This is a genomic window from Micromonospora humidisoli (assembly GCF_016900955.1).
In the GTDB taxonomy this organism is placed as follows: domain Bacteria; phylum Actinomycetota; class Actinomycetes; order Mycobacteriales; family Micromonosporaceae; genus Micromonospora; species Micromonospora wenchangensis.
This window is the reverse complement of sequence record NZ_JAFEUO010000007.1, coordinates 263,235-285,808: the sequence shown is the minus strand read 5'-3', so window position 1 is coordinate 285,808 and position 22,574 is coordinate 263,235. Positions and strand designations below refer to the sequence as shown.

At 75.0% G+C, this 22,574-nt stretch carries 18 protein-coding genes; 8 read left to right on the top strand and 10 right to left on the bottom strand.

Features of this window, described 5'->3' with window-relative positions:
- Window positions 1–10: 10 nt before the first annotated feature.
- Both JQN84_RS24960 and JQN84_RS24955 read right to left on the bottom strand, forming a co-directional pair.
- The gene (locus tag JQN84_RS24960; RefSeq protein WP_204960990.1) at window positions 11–1,015 is read right to left on the bottom strand and encodes a Gfo/Idh/MocA family protein; all 1,005 of its coding nucleotides are present in this window, start codon (window positions 1,013–1,015) and stop codon (window positions 11–13) included.
- Window positions 1,016–1,088: 73 nt separating this feature from the next.
- Window positions 1,089–1,979 carry a S1 family peptidase gene (locus tag JQN84_RS24955; RefSeq protein ID WP_204960989.1) on the bottom strand — a complete coding sequence of 297 codons (891 nt, stop codon included), beginning with the start codon at window positions 1,977–1,979 and terminating at the stop codon, window positions 1,089–1,091.
- Window positions 1,980–2,164: 185 nt separating this feature from the next.
- Here JQN84_RS24955 and JQN84_RS24950 point away from each other — a divergent pair, with 185 nt between their 5' ends.
- Together JQN84_RS24950 and JQN84_RS24945 are read left to right on the top strand one after the other, a co-directional pair.
- The gene (locus JQN84_RS24950; protein ID WP_204960988.1) at window positions 2,165–2,824 is read left to right on the top strand and encodes a response regulator transcription factor; all 660 of its coding nucleotides are present in this window, start codon (window positions 2,165–2,167) and stop codon (window positions 2,822–2,824) included.
- Entirely contained in the window at window positions 2,821–3,924 is a 1,104-nt protein-coding gene (locus JQN84_RS24945; protein WP_204960987.1) for a sensor histidine kinase, read from the top strand. Before JQN84_RS24950 ends, JQN84_RS24945 begins: the two co-directional genes overlap by 4 nt.
- A 57-nt stretch (window positions 3,925–3,981) precedes the next feature.
- Here JQN84_RS24945 and JQN84_RS24940 read toward each other — a convergent pair whose 3' ends face one another.
- The 3 genes from JQN84_RS24940 to JQN84_RS24930 form a co-directional block, all read right to left on the bottom strand.
- On the bottom strand, window positions 3,982–4,395 hold the full coding sequence (locus tag JQN84_RS24940; RefSeq protein ID WP_204960986.1) for an SH3 domain-containing protein: 414 nt from the start codon (window positions 4,393–4,395) through the stop codon (window positions 3,982–3,984).
- 134 nt (window positions 4,396–4,529) lie between these two features.
- Window positions 4,530–8,288 carry an nSTAND1 domain-containing NTPase gene (locus JQN84_RS24935; protein ID WP_204960985.1) on the bottom strand — a complete coding sequence of 1,253 codons (3,759 nt, stop codon included), beginning with the start codon at window positions 8,286–8,288 and terminating at the stop codon, window positions 4,530–4,532.
- Window positions 8,289–8,418: 130 nt separating this feature from the next.
- On the bottom strand, window positions 8,419–8,877 hold the full coding sequence (locus JQN84_RS24930) for a septum formation initiator (protein WP_204960984.1): 459 nt from the start codon (window positions 8,875–8,877) through the stop codon (window positions 8,419–8,421).
- A gap of 135 nt (window positions 8,878–9,012) precedes the next feature.
- Here JQN84_RS24930 and JQN84_RS24925 point away from each other — a divergent pair, with 135 nt between their 5' ends.
- Entirely contained in the window at window positions 9,013–10,314 is a 1,302-nt protein-coding gene (locus JQN84_RS24925) for a sensor histidine kinase (protein ID WP_204960983.1), read from the top strand.
- A gap of 75 nt (window positions 10,315–10,389) precedes the next feature.
- Complete coding sequence (locus JQN84_RS24920; protein ID WP_204960982.1) at window positions 10,390–10,920, top strand: PepSY domain-containing protein; 531 nt, start codon at window positions 10,390–10,392, stop codon at window positions 10,918–10,920.
- Window positions 10,921–11,055: 135 nt separating this feature from the next.
- Here the strand turns inward: JQN84_RS24920 and JQN84_RS24915 are convergent, their stop codons facing one another.
- On the bottom strand, window positions 11,056–12,450 hold the full coding sequence (locus tag JQN84_RS24915) for an outer membrane protein assembly factor BamB family protein (protein WP_204960981.1): 1,395 nt from the start codon (window positions 12,448–12,450) through the stop codon (window positions 11,056–11,058).
- 245 nt (window positions 12,451–12,695) lie between these two features.
- Between JQN84_RS24915 and JQN84_RS24910 the strand changes: the two genes are divergently transcribed.
- Both JQN84_RS24910 and JQN84_RS24905 read left to right on the top strand, forming a co-directional pair.
- The gene (locus JQN84_RS24910) at window positions 12,696–14,636 is read left to right on the top strand and encodes a sensor histidine kinase (RefSeq protein ID WP_204960980.1); all 1,941 of its coding nucleotides are present in this window, start codon (window positions 12,696–12,698) and stop codon (window positions 14,634–14,636) included.
- Entirely contained in the window at window positions 14,633–15,322 is a 690-nt protein-coding gene (locus tag JQN84_RS24905; RefSeq protein ID WP_307821425.1) for a response regulator, read from the top strand. The genes JQN84_RS24910 and JQN84_RS24905 overlap by 4 nt, the downstream gene beginning before the upstream one ends.
- Before the next feature lie 71 nt (window positions 15,323–15,393).
- On the opposite strand, the gene JQN84_RS24900 is transcribed toward JQN84_RS24905, so the two are convergent.
- The gene (locus tag JQN84_RS24900) at window positions 15,394–16,176 is read right to left on the bottom strand and encodes an SDR family NAD(P)-dependent oxidoreductase (RefSeq protein WP_204960979.1); all 783 of its coding nucleotides are present in this window, start codon (window positions 16,174–16,176) and stop codon (window positions 15,394–15,396) included.
- A 145-nt stretch (window positions 16,177–16,321) separates the two neighbouring features.
- On the opposite strand from JQN84_RS24900, the gene JQN84_RS24895 reads away from it, so the two are divergent.
- Both JQN84_RS24895 and JQN84_RS32395 read left to right on the top strand, forming a co-directional pair.
- Window positions 16,322–17,191 carry a hypothetical protein gene (locus JQN84_RS24895; protein ID WP_204960978.1) on the top strand — a complete coding sequence of 290 codons (870 nt, stop codon included), beginning with the start codon at window positions 16,322–16,324 and terminating at the stop codon, window positions 17,189–17,191.
- A gap of 13 nt (window positions 17,192–17,204) precedes the next feature.
- Window positions 17,205–19,226 carry an ATP-binding protein gene (locus JQN84_RS32395; RefSeq protein WP_204960977.1) on the top strand — a complete coding sequence of 674 codons (2,022 nt, stop codon included), beginning with the start codon at window positions 17,205–17,207 and terminating at the stop codon, window positions 19,224–19,226.
- Between the two features lie 44 nt (window positions 19,227–19,270).
- On the opposite strand, the gene JQN84_RS24885 is transcribed toward JQN84_RS32395, so the two are convergent.
- The 3 genes from JQN84_RS24885 to JQN84_RS24875 form a co-directional block, all read right to left on the bottom strand.
- Window positions 19,271–20,113 (bottom strand): AfsR/SARP family transcriptional regulator, encoded by an 843-nt coding sequence (locus tag JQN84_RS24885; RefSeq protein WP_204960976.1) that lies wholly within the window; start codon window positions 20,111–20,113, stop codon window positions 19,271–19,273.
- A gap of 386 nt (window positions 20,114–20,499) precedes the next feature.
- Complete coding sequence (locus JQN84_RS24880; RefSeq protein ID WP_204960975.1) at window positions 20,500–21,822, bottom strand: FAD-dependent oxidoreductase; 1,323 nt, start codon at window positions 21,820–21,822, stop codon at window positions 20,500–20,502.
- Window positions 21,822–22,406, bottom strand: coding sequence for a 4'-phosphopantetheinyl transferase family protein (locus JQN84_RS24875; protein ID WP_204960974.1), 585 nt, complete (start codon window positions 22,404–22,406; stop codon window positions 21,822–21,824). The genes JQN84_RS24880 and JQN84_RS24875 overlap by 1 nt, the downstream gene beginning before the upstream one ends.
- Between the last annotated feature and the right edge of the window lie 168 nt (window positions 22,407–22,574).

The window sequence follows — 22,574 nt, the reverse complement described above, 5'->3', positions numbered from 1 at the left end:
CCCGGACCCCTCAGTGGCCGGGCGGCGGGTCGCCGGCCAGCGCCGCCTCGATGTCCTCGACGACGGCGACGGCCGCGCGGCCCTCCTCGCCGCTGACCGGTGTCGGTCCGCCGGACAGCGCGGCGTCGACGAACGCCTCCAGCTCGGTGCGCAGGTTGTACGCTCCGCCGCCGTCGCGGCCGGGCCAGAAGTAGGTGTCCATGAAGCTGGCCACCCCGTCGCGGCGGGCGTACAGCAGGTCGTTGTGGGAGAGGTTCATCTCGAGGATGCCGTGCTCACCGACGATCCGCAGACCGGCGTCGGCCCGCGACGGGCGGGAGTGCGGCAGCGTCCAGTTGTTCTCCATCGTGCCGATGGACCCGTCGTCGAAACGGACCGTGGCGTGCACGACGTCGTGGCTGGGCGAGAGCACCTTGCGGCCGACCGCGCCGGTGACCTCGACCTCGCGGCCGGTCACGAACCGGAGCAGGTCGGCGTCGTGGATGCCGAGGAACCAGGCGACCGAGGTCCGGTCCCAGATCCCCTCGCCCACCGCCTGCGAGGTGCACCGCCACACCTTGACGTGCCAGATGTCCCCGAGTTCGCCGGAGCGCACCACCTCACGCAGGCGCAGCACCCGGGGGTCGAACCGCAGCACGTGGCCGATCATGAGGGCGTCGGGATCGGGCCGGCCGGCGATGATCCGGTCGCAACTGGCCCGCGACAGCGCCATCGGCTTCTCCAGCAGCACCCGCTTGCCCGCGGCGAGCGCGGCGAGGGTCGCGTCCTCGTGCAGGTGGTCAGGCGTGCAGACGCTCACCGCGTCGACCTCGTCGAGGAGGTCGCCGACGTCCGGGACGGCCCGGACGCCGAGCTGGGTCTCGGCCCATTGACGGTTGCGCGACGAGATGTCGGCGACGGCGACCAGTTCGGCCTGCCGGACGTCGCGCAGCGCGCGGGCGTGCAGCTGTCCCTGGACCCCGACTCCGACGACACCGATCCTTAAGCGGTCCACACCCGGCCCCCACTGTTGCATACCACCGAAAGCTAGATGTGTACCTAGCTGCGATAGTTGTACACCTGCAGCGAGGGCCGCGCAAGACGCGAATTCACTTCCCCATCCGGCCCCCGACCTGCGGGATCGACGATCGCCGGTGGCCGCCCGCTCGGCGGCGACGCACCACCACGAGGGCCGCCGACAGCAGCACCATCCCCGCGCCGACCCCGGCCGACAGCCACCGGGCCGGCCCCGGCGACGGGTCGACCGTGTCGGCGATCCACTCCCCGAGCACGTCGGTGCGGGCACTGAAGTCGGGGCCCGGATGGGGACATCCCGGCCCGGTGCTGACCACGGCCACCAGGACGGCCGAACCGTCGGGGCGCTCCCGGAAGTACGGGCCGCCGGAGTCGTGCGGACACGGGCTGGTGTCCGCCCGGGGCCGCCGGCCGGAGGTCTCGACGAGGGCGGCACCGACCCGACCGACGGTGAACTCACCGGTCTGGAGCCGGTCCGTCGGCGCGACGGCGTCGGCGGCGGTCAGCCCGTACCCGGTCAACCGCAGCACCTCACCCGGCACCGGCGGCACGTCGGCGAGCCCCAGCGGCGGCACACCGGTGATCGCGGTGTCGAGTTCGACCAGGGCCACGTCCGCGTCGTCCGCCTGCCGGACCGCGACCACGTCGGCCTGGTAGCCGTCCCGGCCGCCGAGGTCCGTCCGCCCCACCGTGACACTCGTCCGCTCGGCCACCGTCCGGCTGACCCGCCGGCCGTCCGGGGTACGGAAGCAGTGGCCGGCGGTGATCACCCACCGCGGGGCGACCAGCGCGCCGGAACACCAGCTGTCCCGGGTGCCGCCGCCGTCCACCGGCAGGCCGGTCATGGTCAGCCGGGCGGTGAACCGGTACGCGCCGTCGGCCGCGTCCTCGCCGTGGGCGATCGCCGACGCCGGGCGGGGCGCGACGGGAGCGACGGCAACCGCCGTGGCCGCCACGGCGACCATGACACACTGTGTGGCGAGTCGGAGCACGGGTTCACCAGCCTGTACGTACGGGAGCAGGAACGCAGCGATGCTGCGCCCCCGGCCGTCCGGGCGGCGTCAGCGGCGCCCTTACCGGTTCTTTATGCGCCGGGTGCCAGCCTTGCGGGCGGTCCCGGGCACGGGGGAGGCGACGGGAAGGGGACGGCGTGCGGGTGCTGATGGCCGACGACGAGCGGGTGCTGGCCGACATGGTGGCCGAGGGGCTGCGCCGGCTGTCCATGGCCGTCGACGTGGTCTACGACGGCGACAGCGCCCTGGAACGGCTCGCCGTCAACCGCTACGACGTGGCCGTGCTCGACCGGGACATGCCCGGCCAGAGCGGCGACGAGGTGTGCCGGTGGATCGCCGGCTCGGCCACCGGCACCCGGGTGCTGCTGCTGACCGCCGCCGCCGGCATCCGGCACCGCGTCGAGGGTCTCGGCCTGGGCGCGGACGACTACCTGACCAAGCCGTTCGCCTTCGCCGAACTCGTCGCCCGGTTGCAGGCGCTGTCCCGGCGCTCCACCCCGGCGCTGCCCCCGGTGCTGGAACAGGACGGCCTCGTGCTGGACGTCACCCGGCACACGGCCGCCCGCGACGGGATGCCGCTGTCGCTGTCCCCCAAGGAGTACGCCGTCCTGCACGTGCTGATGCGCGCCGGTGGCCGGGTGGTCAGCGCCGAGGACCTGCTGGAACAGGCGTGGGACGAGAACGCCGACCCGTTCACCAACACCGTACGGACCACCATGGTGACCCTGCGCCGCAAGCTCGGGGACCCGCCGGTGATCCACACGGTGCCCCGCGTCGGCTACCGGCTCGGGGCATGAACCTGCCCTCACCGGCCCGGCGGATGCTCCTGGTCGTCGGGGCGCTCCTGCTCGTCGCCCCGTTCGTGACGACGGCCGCCGACCTGCTGCTCGCACTGTGGCGGGAGTTCGGCCCGTCCTGGTGCGCCACCCCCGAGTTGCGGGCGCCGGGCGACGACGCCCCGTTCGTCTGTGTCCAGGTGTTCCGGCGGCCGAGCATCCCCCTGGCGATCGCCGTGACGATCGTGCTGCTGGCCCTGTTCGCCGCCGCCTACCCGGCCGTGCGCTGGTGCCTGCGTCCGCTGCGGGACCTCGCCCCGGTGATCGCCGACGTCGGGCCGCAGAACCTGGGCCACCGGCTCAGGCCCGGCCCCGGCCGCGACGAGCTGGCCGTTCTCGGCCGCACCATCGACGAGATGATGGACCGGATCGCGGTGGGCTACGAGGCGCAGCGCCGGTTCGCCGCCGACGCGTCCCACGAGCTGCGCACCCCGCTGGCCGTCCAGCGCACCCTGATCGAGGTCGGCCTGGCCCGCACCCTCACCGACGACCAGCTCGCCCTGCTCGCCGCGCAACTGCTGGAGACCAACGAACGCAACGAGCGCCTGATCGAGGGGCTGCTGGTGCTCAGCGAGAGCGACCGGGGCCTGCTGACCCGCGTCCCGCTGCGGCTCGACCGAATCGTCGCGACGGTGCTCGACGCGCACCGCGGCCGGGCCGAGGAGGGCGGCGTCACGATCGTCAGCCAGTTGAGCCCCCGGCTGGTCGTCGGCGAGCAGGTGCTGCTGGAACGACTGGTCGTCAACCTGGTGCAGAACGGCCTGAAGTACAACCGGCCCGACGGCACCCTCACGGTGCGGGTGGGCACCGACCCGGCGCTGGTGGTCGAGAACACCGGCGACGACGTCCCCCCGGACGAGGTCGCCGCCCTGTTCGAGCCGTTCCGCCGCCGGTTCGGCAAGCGCATCGACCACAGCGGCGGCGCGGGCCTCGGGCTGGCGATCGCCCGCTCGATCACCCGGGCGCACGAGGGCATCATCACCGCCTCCTCCACCGGGCGCGACGGGCTGCGGGTGCAGGTCACCTTCCCGACCGTGGACACCGGCACGGCCGACGGCTGAGCCGGCGGGCCGACCCCGACCCTCCCGGGATCGTGGCCGGCCCGCCGCAGCGACGGATCAGTAGTTGCAGACGTCCACGCCGGGGATCCAGTTCGCGTAGCCGGTGTAGGTGTAGTAGTCGGCCACGTACCCCTCCCCGCCGCTGTAGGAGATGTAGTTCCAGACCGGATCGCCGTAGATGGTCTGGCCGGAGTGCTGGCAGATGATGTGCACGGCGGTGCCGGCCGGCACGGTCTTGATGGCCGTGCAGCTCTGGCTCGGCTGCGCCGCCTTGGTCGGGTGGTAGCAGTCCCGCAGGGTCACCGCGGTGTTGCCGATGCTCGCGTTGTACCAGCTCGCCTGTGCCGGTGCCGTGGTGACGGTGAGCAGCGCGGCGGCCGTCCCCGTGGCCAGGGCGACGGCGGTGGCGGCCCGCCGCAGCCGGCTTCCCGCCCGGGGCGAGGTCCGGCTGGTCGCGGAGGTGAGGTTCATCGGGTCTCCTTGGATCGGCGTCGGTGCGGTGGTCCCGCCCCACCAGCTGACTCCGCCGCCCGGGGTGCCGGGAAGGGCGGCCGACCGGTCCGGATGAAGTCCGTACCGGTGCCGTACAGACCCGTACAGGCTGGTCAGACGCACGGAGGCTGGTATCGGACGCCTGGCACGTAGCGACGCCAGTCGTCCCTGCTGATGGGGGCCCCGGACGTCGCGCAGACCCACCCCGAGACGCGGTCGGCGTCGGTGTCGGCGAGCCGGGTGACGTGATCGCTGCCGGCGGCGGCGAGCGTCCGCCCGTCGGGGCTGTACGCCACCGCGTAGACCGCGTCGGTGGCGCGGGACAGCACGGCCGTGGCGGTGGGCCTGGTCCGCTCGCCGAGGTCCCACAACCAGACGGTGCCGTCGGTGGCGGCGACGGCGAGCTGTCGGTTGTCCGGACGGAAGGCCACCATGTACGCGTAGCCGGCCGGGCCGGTCAGCGGTTCGCCGACCGCCGACGGGGCGGCCGGCGTGGTGACGTCCCAGAGCCGCACGGTGCTGTCGGCGCTCGCAGCGGCCAGGGTGCCGCCGTCGGGGCTGAAGGCGACGCTGTAGGCGTAGCTGTGGAAGCCGGTGAGTGGCTCGCCGACCGGTACCGGATCCACGCCGCCGGTCACCGCCCACAACCGGACGACACCGTCCGAGCCGGCGGAGGCGAGGAGCCGACCGTCCGGACTGAAGGCCACCGTCAACACGATCGCCGCGCCGACCTGCGTGCCGCCGACCCGCCGGCCGGCGTCGTCCCACAGCGTGATCCGGTGGTCGTCACCGCCTGCGGCGAGGAGCCGGCCGTCCGGACTGAAGGCCACGGACTGCACCAGCGCCGAGCCACTGACCAGGGTACGCACCAGCGCCGGCCGTCCGGGTCCCGCCAGGTCCCAGACCTGGATCCGGCCGGTCCGGGTGCCGACCGCCAGTAGCCGGCCACCCGGTCCGAAGGCGATCGTCCCGCTGAACGCGTCAGTGGTGGGTGACCGCAGCGGCGGCCCCAGCGGTCTCGGCGCGTCCGGTCGGCTGACGTCCCAGAACCAGACGGTCTCGTCCCGGCTGGCCACGGCCAGGCGCGTGCCGTCGGGGCTGTACGCGATGCTGAAGACGGCGTCCTGCGGCCCGGTCAGCACCGGGCCGGGAGGGGTCCGCCAGAGCCGGACCGTGCCGTCGGTGCTGCTGGTGGCGAGGCTCTCGCCGTCCGGGGTGAAGCTCACCCCGGTCACCGGGGAGGGTTGCGGCAGCACGCCGACCCTGCGGCCACCGTCGACCTCCCAGACCGTGACGGTGTTGTCGGAGCTGCCGGCGGCGAGGCTGCGGCCGTCCGGGCTGAAGGCGACCGCGTTGATCCAGCTGTTCGGGCCGGTCAGTGGCGTGCCGACCGGGCGGGGACAGCGGGCGTCGGTCAGCTCGAACAGCCGGACCGTCTTCTCCGCACTGCCGGCCGCGAGGGTGTGGCCGTCCGGGCTGAACGCCACGCTGAGGATCTTCCCGCCGCCGCCCGAAACGGTGCACACCGCCCTCGGGCGGCCCCGTGCCGACGTCTCCCACAGCCGCACGTTCCCGTCGGCTCCGGCGGCCGCGAGCAGCGGACGCGTCGGGTGGAACGCGACGGACTGCACAGCGGGGCCGGACCCGGCCAGGGCCGGCAGTTCGACCGGCTGCGCGGTTGCCGGGACGGCCCAGCGTCGCACCCGTCCGTCGGCGGTGCCGGCGGCGAGGACGGTGCCGTCCGCGCTGAACGACAGGGCGTACACGGTGGCACCGGCCGGGTCCGGAAAGGACTGGAGCGGCACCGGACGGCCCGGGTCACGCACGTCCCACAACCGCACGGTCCCACCGGCGCCGCCGGCGGCCAGCGTGCTGCCGTGAGGATCGAAGGCGACGCCGAAGATCTCCTCGTCGACCCCGGGCAGCGGGGTGCCCCCGGTGGTCGCCATGGCGTCCACGGGACGGGTGGACCACAGCCGAACGGTGTGGTCGGTGCCGCCCGCCGCCAGCAGGCGGCCGTCCGGGCTGTACGCGACCGCCTGGGCGGACCCGGCGAACGGGAGCAGCCGGGTCGAGCGGGCAACGGTGGAGGCGTCGAGGAGGCTGGACCGGGCCTCGACAGTGGGTGCTGTCCGGTAGGCGGCGAGGCTCAACTGCATGGCCAGGGAGACATCGCTGTCACGCAGCTTGTCGGCCCGGCCGGCGATGAACCGTGAGACCGCCTCGTTGCGCTGCCCGACGGCCTCGCGTCGTTGCCGCTCGGCGTGGGCGCGTTGATCGAGTGCCACCCCGGCGAACACGACGGTCAGCGCGGTCAGCACGGTCAGCGTCGTGACGAGTTGGGTCACCCGCCGGGCACGGCGTCGCGAGTGTCGCCGGGAGGCCGCCAGGAACTCCGCGGCGGGGGCGGTGAGGTCGGCGTCGGCGGACGCCGCCCAGGCCTGCGCAGCGGCGAGCCGGCTGCCCTGGTAGAGCTGCCCCGGATCGTGTCCGTCCGCCTGCCAGGCGAGGGCGGTGACGTGCAGCTGCCTGGCGATCAGCAGGCCGGAGCGGTTGCTGTCCAGCCAGCCTCGCAGTCGTGGCCACGCCGAGACGAGGGTCTCGTGACTGATCTCCACCGTGTCCGTGGCCGTGGTGATGAGCCGCTGTGCGACGTACTTCTCCAGGACCTGGGCGAGTTCGCCGTCGCTGTGGTCGAGGTCGGCCAGTTCCGCCGGAGTGACCCGCCGCCGGGTGTCCGCGGTCTCCGGGGCGACGTGCACCAGCCGCAGGAACAGGCGACGGGCCAGTTCCTGCTGCGGCCCGGTCAGCGAGGCGAAGACCGACTCGGCGGTCTCGGAGACGGCACCGGCGATCCCGCCGATCCGGCGGTAGTCGCCGATGGTCATCCGGCCGCCGCCCCGCGACCAGGTGGCGAGCAGGGCGTGGGACAGCAGCGGCAGCGAGCCGGAGCCGGGCGGGATGTCCCGCAGCAGCACCTCGACCAGTCCCGGTTCGACCTGCGCCCGGGCCCGGCGGGCCGGCTCGACGATCACGTCGCGGAGTTCGTCCTCGGTCATCGGCCCGATCGTCAGCTGCCGGTGGCGGGCGGTGGCCAACAGGGCGGGGAACCGCAGCGCCTCGGCGTAGAAGTCGGCCCGTAGCCCGATCACCACCACCGCGCCCCGCGGCCCGGCCGCCAGCCCGAACAGCCGATCGACGAACGCTCGCCGTCGGGTCTCGTCGACGCAGACGGTGAACAGTTCCTCGAACTGGTCCACGACGATCAGGAGACGACCCTCGCCGGTCTCCCCGACACCTTGCAGCCCGGCGAGGGGGTCGACGCCCGGCGTGCACAGCACGATCTCCCAGTCCGGCTCGGGACCGATCCCGGCGGCCCGGACCCGGGGGATCAGACCCGCCCGCAGCAGCGACGACTTCCCGGCCCCGGAGACCCCGACGGCGAGCAGCACGGCCCGGCCCGGGGGCAGGTCGGCCAACTGCCCGAGCAGGGCGGTGGTCAGGGCGGTACGCCCGAAGAACCAGCCGGCGTCCTCGGCCTGGTAGGGGCTCAGACCCCGGTACGGTTCCGCGCCGGACCGTCGCACCGCTGTCGCCCGGGCCCGACGCCACCCGGCGAGCCAGCGGGCGCGCTCCTGCGGGTCGTCCACCCCGCAGCCGGTCAGAACCTGTACCAGGAGGTCCTGCGACGCCAGCGACGGCAGCCCACGCCCGGCGAACCAGTCCCCGATCGTGCTGTGCGTGCCACCCGCCTGGGCGCGCTCCGCGACCTCGCGAACCGTCAGACCCGCCAGCAGCCGCAGGGCGGTGAGCTGCCGGCCGAAGCTGGAACGGTCGTCAATGGCTTCCGGGTCGGGACCGTTCTCCACCATGTCCCCTCTCCACCCCTGGCAGTACAGGGTGGAGAGATTACTCTGGGCAATCGAAAATCAACAGGTTGTGATTAGTCCGGCCGACCGCGCGGGCACCCGACAGGTTTCCCGTCGGTGCGGAAGCCGCAGCTCAGTCGCGCTCGCCCGGGCGGGCCACCGGTTCGCCACCGATGCAGCCCACGTTCACCTCGAACTCCCCCGCCGGGCCGGCGAAGGTCACCTCGGCGTCGTCGTCCGGGCCCCGGTCCACGTCCTTCACCCGGTAGTCCTGCGCCGGGGCCCAGGAAACCAGCCGCACCTCGGACCCCACGCACTCGGCGACCGCCGTACCGCCGGGGGTGGAGAAGCTGCGGCGCAGGCCGGGCGTCGCGGACGGGGACGACGGCGCGGACGCCGCCGGGGCCGACGGTGTCGCCGGGGTCGGTTCCGGGGCCGCCAGGGCCCGCTCGACCTCGGCCTGGCTGCGCACCCCGCCGGGGGTGCCGGTGATGCTCTCCCCGACCAGCCGGATCGCGGCCACCCCGATCAGGGTGGCGAGCACGGCGGCGGCCAGCCAACCGGCGGTGGCGAGGAGCGTACGGCGACCCATGCCCCGACTATGCCCCACCGGCCGCTAAGCCGGGCCCGGCGGCAGGATAAGCGGAGGTTAAGAGCCGGCCCGTGGCCGGTGGCACCGGCTAGCCTGCCTAGCGGTGGCAACCCTGCTCCTGATCGGGGACGATGGATGAGACGGCGGCTGGCGCTGCTGGTCGCGGCGACCAGCTGCCTGACCCTGGTGGCCTTCCTGGTGCCGCTGGCCCTGCTGGTGCGCACCGTCGCCGAGGACCGGGCCACCGTCCGGGCGACTGCCGACGTGCAGGGGTTGGTGCCGGTGGTCGGCACCGCCGACACGGCGACGATCCGGTTGACCGTGGAACAGCTCACCGCCGAGTCGGGGCGGCCGGTCAGCGTCTACCTGCCCGACGGCACGGTGCTCGGCGCGCAGGAGCCGCGTACCCCGGCGGTGGCGCTCGCCGCCCGGGGCCAGAGCCTCACCGCGGAGCTGGACGGCGGTCGGGAGATCGTGATCGCGGTGCAGGGCCGGGCCGACGGCACCGGCGTGATCCGCACCGTGGTGCCCCGCGCCGACGTCACCGCCGGGGTGGCCCGTGCCTGGCTGGTGCTGGCCGCGCTCGGCATCGTGCTCGTGCTGCTCGGCCTCGCCGTGGCCGACCGGCTGGCCCGTACCCTGGTCCGGCCGATCACCGAGCTGTCCTCGGTCTCGCACCGGCTGGCCAACGCCGAACTGACCGCCCGCGCCGAACCGGCCGGCCCGCCGGAGCTACGGGAGGTCGCCGGTGCGCTCAACCACCTGGCCGCCCGGATCCAGGTGCTGCTGCGGGAGGAACGCGAGCAGGTGGCGGACCTGTCGCACCGGCTACGGACGCCGTTGACGGCGTTGCGGCTGGAGGCGGAATCGCTGCGCGACCCGGACGACGCGGCGCGGATGGCGGCGGCCGTGGACGGGTTGGAGCGGGCGGTGACCGGGCTGATCCGGCAGGCGCGCTGGCGCAGCGACCCGGCCGACGGTGATCCCGGCGCGGCCACCGCCGACGCCGCCGCGATCGTGGGGGAACGGGTCGCCTTCTGGTCGGTGCTGGCCGAGGACACCGGCCGCACGGTCGACCTCGACCTCGCGGCCGGGCCGCTGCCGGTCGGGGTTCCCACCGACGAGTTGGCCGCGGCCGTGGACGCGCTGCTGGGCAACGTCTTCGCGCACACCCCGGAGGGCACCGGCTTCACCGTCCGGTTGACCCGGGAGCAGGCCGGTGCCGCGCTGACCGTCTGCGACGCGGGGCCGGGGATACCGGCCGCCCTGGTGCAACGGGGGGCCAGCCGGGCCGGCTCGACCGGGCTCGGCCTGGACATCGCACGGCGGGCCGCGCAGGCCAGTGGCGGTCGGCTCGACCTGGGGTCGGGTGCGCAGGGCGGCGCGGTGGTGACGCTGCGGCTCGGACCGCCCAGGTCGGCCTTAACCGGAGCTTAGGGTCGGCGCAGCGCGCCGCTATCCACCGCCGGAGCACGCTGAGCGCACCAACCGAGAACTCCGGAGGTACGCACCATGAAGCGCACATCCCTGCTCCTGGCCGCCGCCGGCGGCGCGGCCGTCCTCGCCGTCACCGGCACGGCGATCGGCGTGTCCGCCGCGGAACGGGCCCCCGGCCCCACCGCCACCGCGACCACCGCTCCGGCCCCGGTGGACCCCACCGGCACGCCGACAGCCGGCACCCCCGGTGGCACGCCGACGGCGGAGACGCCCGGTGGCAGCCCGACCGTGGCAACGCCTGGTGGCAGCACCGCCCCGGCCACCGACGACGCGGTGAGCCAGCAGCGGGCCGGTGAGATCGCGCTGGCCAAGGTGGGTGGTGGTCGGATCACCGAGATCGAGCGAGAGCGGGAGGAGGGCCGCCCGGTCTGGAGCGTGGAGATCATCAACGGGGACATCGAGCACGAGATCGACGTCGACCGGGAGAACGGCAACATCGTCAAGTCCGAGCAGGAGAAGGCGGACGACGACGACCGGTCCGGTCACGACGACTCCGACGACGACGACCGGGACGACGACTCCGACGACCGGGACGACGACGACTGACATGTGTCGGGTGCGGGTGCCCGGGCGGTTGCGCACCGCCGACCAGCGGTGCGCAACCGCCCGGTGCCGGCCCCGCACGGTGACGGGTGGGCTGCCCGGCAGAGATCGCCCGGACGGCCCACCCGTCGGTGTCGGTCAGAAGGTGTGCAGGTCGACCGCGAGGCCGCCGGTGCCGGCATGGCTGACCGCCACCCAGTCCGTGCCGGCCCCGGCGAGCCACCCCGGAAAACGGCCGAGCTGACGGCCCGTGTCCACCTCGTACACGAGCACCATTGGGCGCTCGTCCTCGGCTCCGCTGACCGCCACCAGCCCGGCCGTCACCGCCGACCGCCAGCTCGCCGACGTGCCGGGCAGCGCCGGGTCGGGCGCGGTCCAGCGGGAGGCACCGGTGGCCAGGTCGAGCAACGCCAGCGCGCCGGTGTCGGCGGTGTCACGCACCAGGACCGACCGGTCGTCGCCGTCGATCGGCACGCCCGCGTTGGCACCCTGCCAGACCGTCCGACCGGTGCGCAGGTCGACCAGTTGCGGTCGCTCGTCGGCGGTGACCGCGACGAGCCGGGTCCCGGCCCCGATCAGCTCCCTGCCGCTGCGGGGGTGCGCCAGCCGCTTGGCGCACTCGCCGTCCTCCCGACGCCCGCTGTAGACCGCGCCGGACCAGCCCTTCGCCCCGGTGCGCGCGTCGACGCTGGCGATGCTGACCGTGCAGCGCCCATCCCCCTCGGGCGGGTCGTGGTCGGTGCTGACCAGCAGGTCGTCGGCGGCGAAGCCGAACCAGGCCCGGTTCGGCAGCCGCCCGGCGCCGGCCCGCCCGGTGGTGGGGGCGACGGGGGTGTAGGTGGCCGCCCGGGCGGAGGTACTCAGCCGCACCACGACGTACCGGCCGGCGGCCGGCGCGTACGGCAGTCGCGCGCCGAGGGTCACGTCGCTGACCCGGGCGAACCGGTCGGAGGGCAGTTTCCACAGTTGGCGGCCGCTCTCCAGCTCCCGACCGATGATCACGCAGGTCGCCTTCGTGCCGGCACCGACGCATTCCCGGGCGTGGACGACCGTGCCCTGCACGACGACGTCCTGACTGCTGTCGGCCCGCCACCGGGTGGCCCCCGTGAGCGCGTCGAGCACCTCCACGCCGTCGCCGTCGTTGTCGCCGGCCACGATGGACCCGTCGGCGATCACGTACCGGTAGCCGCCGTCGAGCGGGTGCCGCCACCGCTCCTGCCCCGTGCCGCGGTCCACCGCCCGCAGCTCCCGCTCGTCGGGGATGACGATGAGCTGACCGGTCTCCCCCACCTCATGGTCGATCCGTCGCAGCGACACCGACCAGGCCGACGCCGGGCCCGGCGAGGGCGACGGGTCGGGCCCGTCGCGCAGCCGCTCGGGGGTCTGCTCGACAGGCGTCGGCGAGCGGGGCGGGCGGGGCGCGGCGCAGGCGGGAAGCCCGACGACCAGGGTCAGGGCGACGGCGGCGGTACGCCAACGGGCTGGTCGGTGCGACGGCACGGGTTCCCCCTCGGTGGACGGTCGAGCCGTCACCCTAGGACCCGCGCGCATCCCCTGCCACCGGACGGACGATGTGCCGGTCCCGGCGACGCGGGACATCCACCCCTGGCCGGCGGGACGGGACGCGGAACAGGCTGCGCTGCGCGTCCGCCGATCCGGCGGCACGCGGTGACCCGGAGGAAGCCCGTGGGTGTGCTGGTGCGGCCCCCGTCGCCGACGGCGGCCGGTGACGCCGTCCGTGGCGGTGGTGGTGGTCATGCTGAGACAGTGGACCGGCCATGCCGAACGTATCCGTGACCGCGCGATCGACCGGGTGGGCGGTGCTCACCGGCACCGTCCTGCTCAGCCTCGGCGCGGTCGTCGCCTGGTCGGTGGCGACACCGCCGTGGTCGGCCACCCAGCTGTACTCGCTCGTCGACCTGCTGGACGGCATCGTCTACGGCACCCTGGCGTGGCTGATCCTCAGCCGGCAGCGGACCGGCAGCCGGACGCCCGCCGTCATCACCTGCGCGGCAGGGCTGGGCAGCGGGGTCGCCGCCTGCGCCGGGCAGTGGCAGCTCGCCGTGGGTGGGCCGCCGGTGCTGACCGCGCTGCACCGGTGGGCCTGGGTGCCCGGCCTGTACTCGCTGGTCGTGGTGATGCCCTGGCTACTGCCGGACCGGTCGTTGGACCGGTTCGGCCGGGGCGCGGTCACCGCCGGGGTCGGCTACGTGGTGGTGACGATGGCTGCCGCCGTCACCGCGCCGACGCCGCTGGGGGTGCTGCCGCTGCCGGACGGGCTGCGGGGCGTCCGGGCCGCGCTGCTGCCCGTTCTGCCGTACCCGCTGGTCGGGCTCGGTCTGCTGGCCTGCGCCGGGTTGGGGTGGCGGTGGCGACGTGGCCCCGCCGCGCAGCGCCACGGCCTCGGTTGGGCGACGGCCGGCAGCGGGCTGCTCACCCTCGCCTTCCTCGCCACCCTGCTGCCTCCGGTCGTCCCGGCGGCCCTGCCGGCGCTGCTGATGCTCGCCTCGCAGGCGTTCTTTCCCGCCGCGGTGGCGGTGGTGGTGCTGCGCCAGCAGCTGTGGGGGCTGCGGTTGGCCGTACGCCGGACCCTGGTGTGGTACCTGATGACCGCGGTGGTGATCGCCGCCTACTGCGCGACGGTGGCGCTGCTCGACCGGCTGCTGCCGCAACGGCTGCCGCTGCCGCAACTCGTCGTGACCGGGGTGCTCGCGGCGGCGTTCCAACCGATGCGCGAGGCGGTGCAGCGGCGGGTGGACCGGCTGGTGCACGGCGAGGCCCCGGGGCCGCTGCTGCACCGGGTGGCGCACAGCGTCGGCAGCACCACCGAGATCAGTGCGACGATCGCCGCCGCGCTCCGGCTCGCCGAGGTACGCATCACCGAGGGTGCGCCGCAGCCGCCACCGCACCCGTACGGCTGCCCGTTGACCGTGCCGTTGACCAGCGGCGACCGGCTCGTCGGCCAGTTGCACGCCTGGCCGCTGCCCGGTGAGCTGCTCGACGGCCGGGCCCGCGAGCAGCTCACCGTCCTGGCCCCGGTGGTCGCCGCGGTCGTGGACCTGGCCGGCACCAACCGGGACCTGGCCCGTTCGCGGCAACGGCTGGCCGAGGTACGCGACGAGGAGCGCCGCTCCCTGCGCCGCGATCTGCACGACGGCCTCGGCCCCGCGCTCAGCGGCATCGGGTTGGGGTTGGCCGCCACCCGCAACCTGCTGCGCCGCGACCCGGAACGGGCCGAGGACCTGCTGGACCGGTTGACCGACGAGCTGACGGCACGGGCGGCGGAGGTCCGGGACATGGCGCACGGCCTGCTGCCACCGGTGCTCGCCGACGGCGGCCTGAGTCCCGCCCTGCACCTGCTGCGGGACCAGTACGCCCGGACCGGCCTGCGGATCGTGCTGCACGGGCCGGCCACCCTGACGCCGCTGCCGGAGCCGGTCGCCACCGCCGCCTACGGGGTCACCGCCGAGGCGATCCGCAACGTGCACCGGCACGCCGGGGTGGACCGGTGCACCGTCTCGCTGGACCAGCGGCCCGACCGGCTGCGGGTCACCGTCACCGACCAGGGTCGGGGCCTGCCGGCCGGCCCCACCGGCCACGGCGTCGGCCTGCACGCGATGCGGGAGCGGGCCGAGGCGGTGGGCGCGACCCTCACCGTGGGGCCGGCCGGCTCCCGGGGCACCAGCGTCTGCCTGACCGTCCCCCTGGAGCAGTCGTGACCGACACCCCGATCCGCGTCGCCGTGGTGGACGACCATCCGGTCTTCCGGCTGGGCATGGGCGCGTTGCTCGACACCCTGGGTGGCATCGAGTGCGTGGGCGAGGCCGCCGACGCGTCGACCGCCCTGGCGCTCGTCGCCCGGGTACGCCCGGACGTGGTGCTGATGGACCTGCACCTCGGCCAGGGGTCGGGGATCGAGGTGACCCGGCTGCTGCGCCGCGACCATCCGTCGGTGCGGGTGCTGGTGGTGAGCATGCTCAACGACGACGCGTCCCTGGTCGCCGCGCTGCGCGCCGGAGCCCGGGGCTACCTGCTCAAGGGCGCCTCGGCCGCCGACGTGGAGCGGGGTATCCGGGGGGTGGCCGGCGGCGACCTGATCCTCGGGGGTCCGCTCGCCGACCGGGCCGGCGCGCTGCTGGGCGGCCGCGCCGACGCCCCGTTCCCGCAGCTCACCGACCGGGAACGGGAGGTCCTCGAACTGCTCGCCCGGGGGTTGTCGAATCCGCTGATCGCGCACCGGCTCGGGTTGAGCGCCAAGACCGTCCGCAACAACGTCTCGGTCATCCTGGTCAAGCTGCACCTGGGCAGCCGCGCCGAGGCGATCGCCCTGGCCCGCGACCACGGGCTGGGCGCGCCCAGCCCGGCCGAGGCCCCCACCGCCCCGGTCCCGGGCCGGTCGGCGTGACCGGGGACGACCACGGTGGGACCGGGGTCGGGCGGTCCCCCGCCGACCGGCGCGGAGCCGTCGCCGGCCGGTCAGCTCGGTCGGGCGTCGGGCAGGGGGACGCCGGTGAGCTGCGCGCAGTAGGCCAGCAGGTCCTCCCCGAGCGGGGCGAGCCGCGACGGCGACGGCCGCCAGTCGCGGGCGCTGACGTACCGGCCGCTGACCAGCACGTCGGGGTCGGTGCCCACGGCGAGGCGCACCTGGGCGCGGGCGGCATCGTCGGGGCTGGTCGGGGCGGTCGCACCGCCCATCCGGGTGCGCACCCAGCCGGGGTCGAGCGCGTTGCTCAGGGTGGCGGGCCAGCGGCGGGCGACGGCGACGGCGAGCGCCAGGTCCAGCAGCTTCGAGGTGGCGTACGCCTCGACGCCGTCGAAGCGGCGGGTGTCGTACCGCAGGTCGCCCAGGTCGGCGAGCCCGTCGGCGGCCATCGCCGACGACACGAACACCAGCCGGCCGGGCGGCGGCAGCAACGCCGTCAGCAGGTACGGCGCGAGCACGTTGACCTGGAACGTCGACTCCAGCCCGTCCTCGGTCAACTCCCGTTCGACGGCGTCGAGACGGGCGATCCCGGCGTTGTGCACGATCGCGTCGAACCGGCCGAACGCGGCCAGCGACCGGGCGAGCGCCGTGGTCTGCGCCAGCGAGGCCAGGTCGCCGACCACCACCCCGGCCGCGTCCGGGACGGCCGCCTTGGCCACCGCCGCCCGTTGCTCGTCGCGGGCGTGCAGCACGACGCGGTGCCCGGCGGCGACGAGTCGCGCCGCGGCACACCGGCCGATGCCGTCCACCGATCCGGTGACCACCATGGTGCCCATACCGTTTCCTCCGTCCTGGCGCGACCGCACCCCGGGCAGGTCGCTGCCCTGACCGATGGGACCCGGCGTCACTTGGTGACGGCTGAACGGGGCCACCACCCGGCACGCCAGGTGGACGCCAAGTGGTGGTTGCTGTGCTGGGGGTATGAAGAGAATCCTCGCCATCGGCCTGACGCTCGCCCTCAGCGCCGGGCTGACCGTGACCGCCGCCGGCAGCGCGCTCGCCCGCCCCAACTGCGACGTGCCCGACCCGCCGTCGGCCTGCGACGACAGCCCGGTCGAGCCGACTCCCCCGCCGGTGGGCAGCGACAAGTACCCGATGGGCTGGCTGGAGTCGTGGGAGTACGTCGGTGGGGCGGTCCGGGTCAGTGGCTGGGCCAGCGACCCCAACGGCGGCCCGGTGCAGGTGACGGCGCAGACCGCCGTGCCGCCGGCGGTGACCCGTCCGGCGAACCTGTGGCACGTCGAGCGGGGCGGTTTCGTCGGCTTCTCGTTCACCGTGCCGAGTTCGGCGCTGGCCGGGGTGCACACGTTCTGCGTCACCGCGAACAACGTGCCCGACGGCAGCCAGCCGGTGCCGGAGGTCGTCCCGCTGGCCTGCCCGCAGTACCGGATCAGCCCGGCGACGCCGAGCGGGCTGACGCTGTCGGCCGGCTACCAGGAGGGCAGGCGGACGCTCGACGTCACCTTCACCGACAACTCGGTGCGGGAGGACAACTACCGGATCGACCTGAGCTGGCTGCAGACCACGCCGGACGACACCCCGACCGACCCGGGGCTGCCGACCACCCCGCCGGGCGGGCCCTCGTTGCCGATCCCGCAGCCCACCTGGGGTGCGCCGATCCCCACCACGGAGGTCGGCGTCGCGCGGGCGGTCATCTACGGCACCCCGGACACCGGGCGGCGTACCTGGCACTTCACCCACATGCCGCAGGCCTTCGTGCACGTTGTGGTGGTCTCGAACGAGGCGGGGCTGACCTCCGCCGCGCTCAGCGGAGGCATCTCCACCCGCTGAGCGGGGTCCGGACGTGACGACGATCGGCGTGCTCGGCCCGGTGCGGGCCGCCCGGGACGGCACGCCTGTCGACCTCGGCGCACCCCGGCAACGCGCGGTGCTGGCCCGGCTCGTCGCCGGCGGCGGCCACGTCGTGTCGGTGGACCGGCTCGTCGACGATCTCTGGGCGGGAGACCCGCCGCCCCGGGCCCAGGCCGCCCTCCAGGTGTACGTGTCGAACCTGCGCCGCGTCCTGGAACCGGACCGGCGCGCGCGGACCCCCGCCCGGGTCCTGGTCACCGTCGCCCCCGGGTACGCCCTGCGGCTGCCGACCGCAGACGTGGACGCCTGGCGGTTCGAGGCGGCCCTGCGCTCAGCGACGCCGGACGCCGCGCTCGGGCCCGTCGCCGTGCTCACCGTCCTCGACGCGGCGCTCGCCTGCTGGGGTGCCGGCACCCCGTACGCCGAATTCGGTGGGGAGCCGTGGGCGGACCGGGAGGGTGAGCGGCTGGCCCGGCTCCGGTCGACCGCCGTCGAGCAGCGCGCCGGGCTGCTGCTCGAACTCGACCGGCCGCACGAGGTAGTACGCGACCTCGACCCGCACGTCCGCGAGCACCCGCTGCGGGAACAGGCCGCGATGCTGCTCGCGGTCGCCCTGTACCGCCTCGGCCGGCAGGCCGACGCGTTGGACGTGCTGCGTACCGTCCGGACGACGCTGGCCGAGCAGTTGGGCATCGACCCCGGCCGGGCCCTGCGGACGCTGGAGACGGACCTGCTACGGCAGAGCCCCCGGCTGGAGCCGGCCGTCCCCGGGCCGCCGATGCGCTGCGCTCCGGGACCGCTGCCGGTGGCCGCCGTGCCCGGCCCGCCACCGGCGGCGACCGCACCGGACCCGCACCCGGTGTGGGGGCGTACCGCGGAGCTGGCCCGGCTGCGGGCGGCGGCCGACCGGGCCGCCCGGTCAGGGCTCGGCGTCTGCTGGCTCGGCGCGGAGGCCGGGGCGGGCAAGTCGACGCTGGTACGACAGCTCGCCGGGGTCCTCACCGACGCCGGCTGGGCGACGGCGGTCGGCACCTGCCCGCCGGTGGCGGGTGCTCCCCCGGCGTGGGCGTGGCGCGAGGTGGTCGCCGCCACCAGGCGGTTCCAGTCGCCCGGGGAGACGGCGCACCGGGGCCTGCACCCGCTGCCGGACCCCGACGGGCCGGACGACACCCGGGACGGGTACGACGAGTTCCACCTCCGTCGGGCCCTGGCCGCCCACCTGTCCCGGGTGGCCGGGCACGGCCCGCTGCTGCTGGTGGTCGAGGACGTCCACCACGCCGACGGGGCGACCCTGCGGGTGCTGCGGCATCTCGCCGCCGCGCTCGGCGACGCTCCGGTGCTGGTCGTGGTGACGTACCGGCCGGACGAGGTGCCCGACGACGTGCTGGCGGCGCGGGCGGCGCTGGCCGGGGTGCCGGCTGTCGACATCATCCTCGGCGGCCTCGACGCGGAGGCCGTCACCGCGGTGCTGCGCCGGCACGGCGTGCACGACCCTGCGGTGCTGCGTACGGTCCGGGACCGCTCGGCGGGCAATCCGCTGTTCGCCATCGAGCTGGCCGGGCTGGTCGCGGCGGAGGGGCCGGCGGCGGCGTTCGACGGTGTGCCGGCCGGCCTCGGGCACCTGCTGGCCCGCCGGCTGGCGCGGCTGCCGGCGGGCGCACGGACGGTGCTGCGGCACGCCGCGGTCTGCGGTGTGGAGGTCGACGTCGACCTCCTGCTCGCGGTCGACGGTGGCCCGGAGGAGCCGGTCCTGGCCGGGCTGGAGGCCGGGGTGACGGCTGGCCTGCTCGTCGAACCCGCGCCGGGGCGGGTGCGGTTCGCCCACGCCCTGATGCGTGACGTGATCTACCACGGTCTCCCGCTGCTGCGCCGGACCCGGCTGCACGCCCGCGTTCTCGCCGTGCTCCGCGAGCGGCGGAGCGACGACGTGCCGACGCCGGGACGGCACGCGCTGGCGGCCCGCACCCCGTCCACCGCCACCGACGCGGTGCGGGCGGGTCGCCGGCTCCGGTGATCAGGTCGTCCACCCGGGCGGTCCGCCCCGGGGTGCGGGGGCGGCTACGGGGTCCGGGGCCGCTGGAGGGCGAGGTGGTCGAGCAGCTGGGTCAGTCCGTCGTCCCGGGGTGCCACCTCCAGCGCCGGATCGTCGGCGAGGACCGCCTGTTGGAGCAGGTGCAGCCGCTTCGACGGCTCCAGCCCCAGTTCCTCCACCATGGAGGTGCGCAGCCGGTGGAAGACCGCCAGCGCCTCGCGTCGCTGGCCGCTGCGGTGCAACGCGACCATCAGCTGCGCGCACAGGTTCTCGTTGAGCCCGTGCTCGGCGATGAGCAGGGTGAGTTCGGCCAGCACGTCCTGGTGGTGGCCGAGTCGCATGCGGGCCTCGATGCACTGTTCGACGGTGGTGAGCCGGGTCTGTTCCAGCGCCTTGAGGCGGGGTTCGGCCACGGTGCCGGCGCGCACGTCGGCGAGCGCCGGGCCGCGCCACAGCGCGCAGGCGCGCACCAGCAGCGCCGCCGCGTCGACGTTCTCGCCGGCCGCCAGGGCGCGCCGGCCGGCCGAGGCGAGCTGTTCGAACAGGCGCAGGTCGAACTCGTCGGGGCCGACCCGGAGCACGTACCCGCCCGGAACGGTGACCAGCACCCGCTTGGCCACCTCGGCGACCGGGACGTCGAGCAGGCCGGCGAAGCACTTGCGGATCTGGAGCACGTACGTCTGGAGGGTGGTCAGCGCGCTGACCGGTGGGGACGCGCCCCACAGATCCTGGATCAGCGCGGAGACCGGCACGGTCTGGTCCGCGTTGAGCAGCAGCAGGCCCAGTACGCTGCGGGGCTTCGGGGCGGTCGGTGTGGCGGCGTGGCCGGCGTGGGCCAGCACGAGCGGTCCCAGGATCCGGATGTCCATGGCCTCTCCCCCAGAGAACGAGCTGCCTGCGTCTCGACGTGCCGCTGCGGGGACCGAACGACAACGGGAACCGCACCTGTCTCCATAGACAGGCGACAGTTACATGCGGCATTCACGTCTTTTTGCGTCGCAGTGGTACGTGGTTCGACTGAGAGGCTAGCCGGTTTCTGGACGACCGTCGTCGATTGTTCGAGCGATTTTCGAGCGATGGCGGGAACACCGAGGTCAGAACCCTCGGTGAAGCGAAAAAACAGGGCCCGGGTCGGACCCCGGCCGGAGCCCCTTCGGTGATCATCCGGCCACATCGACATCATTGATGGCCTTCATTAAAAATGGGATTTGTCGCCCCGAAGGGTCCCGACTGCCGCGCTTCGGGCGGGCAGGTTTCACCGCCGGCGCAGCGCGGCCGCCCCGACCCGCCACAGGAGGTCCGGTCGGCGCAGCCGCCCGGGGCCGGCGGTCAGGTTGACGACCTCCAGGAACGCCCGGTGCACCACCTCGTCGGTCACGGTCGCGTGCTGCACCGCCTCGGCCAGGCCACGGCGCAGCCGCCAGCCGAACGGTCGGGCGACCGTCACGTGCGGCAGGTAGCAGTCCTGCGCGGCGGAGAACTCCCAGGCGTCGTCCACCACCGCCCGGACCCGCCGGAAGTACCCGTACGCCGGCCGGTCCACCGCACCGGGTTCGGCAAGCCACTCGGCGAGCGCGAGCGCCTGCACGGCCGCCACCGAGATGCCCTGGCCGTAGGTCGGGTTGAACGAGGCGACCGCGTCGCCGATCGCCACCAGGCCGGCCGGGAACCGGTCCAGCCGGTCGAAGTCGCGGCGCACGCTGTCCGGGAAGCGGTGCACGTACACCTCGCTGGCCGGCTCGCACGCGTCGGGCAGCAACCGCAGCGGGGTGGCCGGGTTCGACCGGCAGCGCTGGAGGAACCCGTCCAGGTCGCGGCCCGGCCGCCGGTCGCCGTAGCCGCTGACCAGCGTCAGCCAACGGTTGCCCTCGACGGGGGTCATCGAGCTGGGTCCGGTGCGCGCCCGGCTCGGCGTGTGGACCGAGTACACCGCCACCTGCCCGGCCAGCCGCTGGCCGGGCTCCCGGTGGAACAGGCAGGTGGCGTAGCCGAGGTCGAGGGCCATCCGATGCTTGTCGGGTGCGGGGTAGTCGAGCCGGCCGAGCCAGTCGGCCAGCCGGCTGGACCGCCCGGTGGCGTCCACCACGAGGTCCGCCCCGTGCCGCTCGGCGTCGGTGTGGCCCCGGGCGCGGACCAGCGCGCCGTCGACCCGGCCGGCGGTGGCGGTGAGCCCGACGGCGGTCCCTGCGACCAGGGCCACGTTGGGCAGCGCGAGGACCCGCCGACGCAGGTGCCACTCCAGGAACGGCCGGGACACGCTGACCACGCTGCCACCGCGTACCGGGACCTTGGGCCGGCCGTCGAGGAACCACTGCGCCCCGCCGGGACCGCTGGTGACCAGTTGGCCGCCCTCGCGCACCATCTGCCGCACGACGCCTGGCAGCAGCCGCTCGATGACCGTCCGGCCCCGGCCGAGCAGGGTGTGCGCCTGACTGCCGTGCGGCGCGCCACGGCGGATCACCGGGGCGTCCGCCAACTGGTCGGGCTCGACGATCCACACCTGGTCGGCGTGGTCGGCCAGGACCCGGGCGGCCACCAGTCCGGCGATGCTGCCGCCGAGGACGAGCGCGGTCCGCATCAGCGACCGAGGGCCGGCGGTGGGGGGCCGGGCCGCACCGACGCGCGGGCGACCGCCAACACGTGACCGGGCAGTTCCCGGTGGGTCACCAGGACGCCGGGGGCATCGACGGCGGCCCGCCACGCCGGCGGTGCCGGTGGCGCGGTGCGCCAGCGCAGCAGCCGGCCGCCACGCAGCCCGGTGCCGTACAGCTTGGCCACCGCCTCCTTGCCGGTCCACAGCGCCAGGAAGTCGACGCCGAGCCGCTCCACCGGCCGCCCGCGCAGCCAGTCGGTGTCCTCGGGGGCGAACCACCGCCGGCTCAGCGGCAACGCGGGCACCGGGCGCAGCGCCTCCACGTCGATGCCGACCGGCCCGTGTCGGGACACCGCCACCGCGACCAGGCCACGGGTGTGGCTGACGCTGGTGTGCCAGCCGGTGGCGACGCCGCCCAGCACCGGCGCGCCCGCCGCCGTGTGTTCCACCGCGACCGCTCCCGGCGGGGTGCCGGCCATCGCCGCGGCCGTCTCCACGAGCAGCGCGCGGGCCGTCGCCCGCCCGTCGCCCACCGTGCGGCGCAGCCGCACCACCAGGTCAGCAGGCACCACGGTACGCCCCGACGGACGTACGCCCCGGGTGCCCGGCGGACCACCCGACCGCACCCATTCGATCCCCCACGGGTTCCCATTCACGACAATTGTCAGCGCACCCTGGTTAATGCGAGGATGACCGGGCCGAATTGACCATACCGAGGCGCCTGCGGGCCCGGCCCG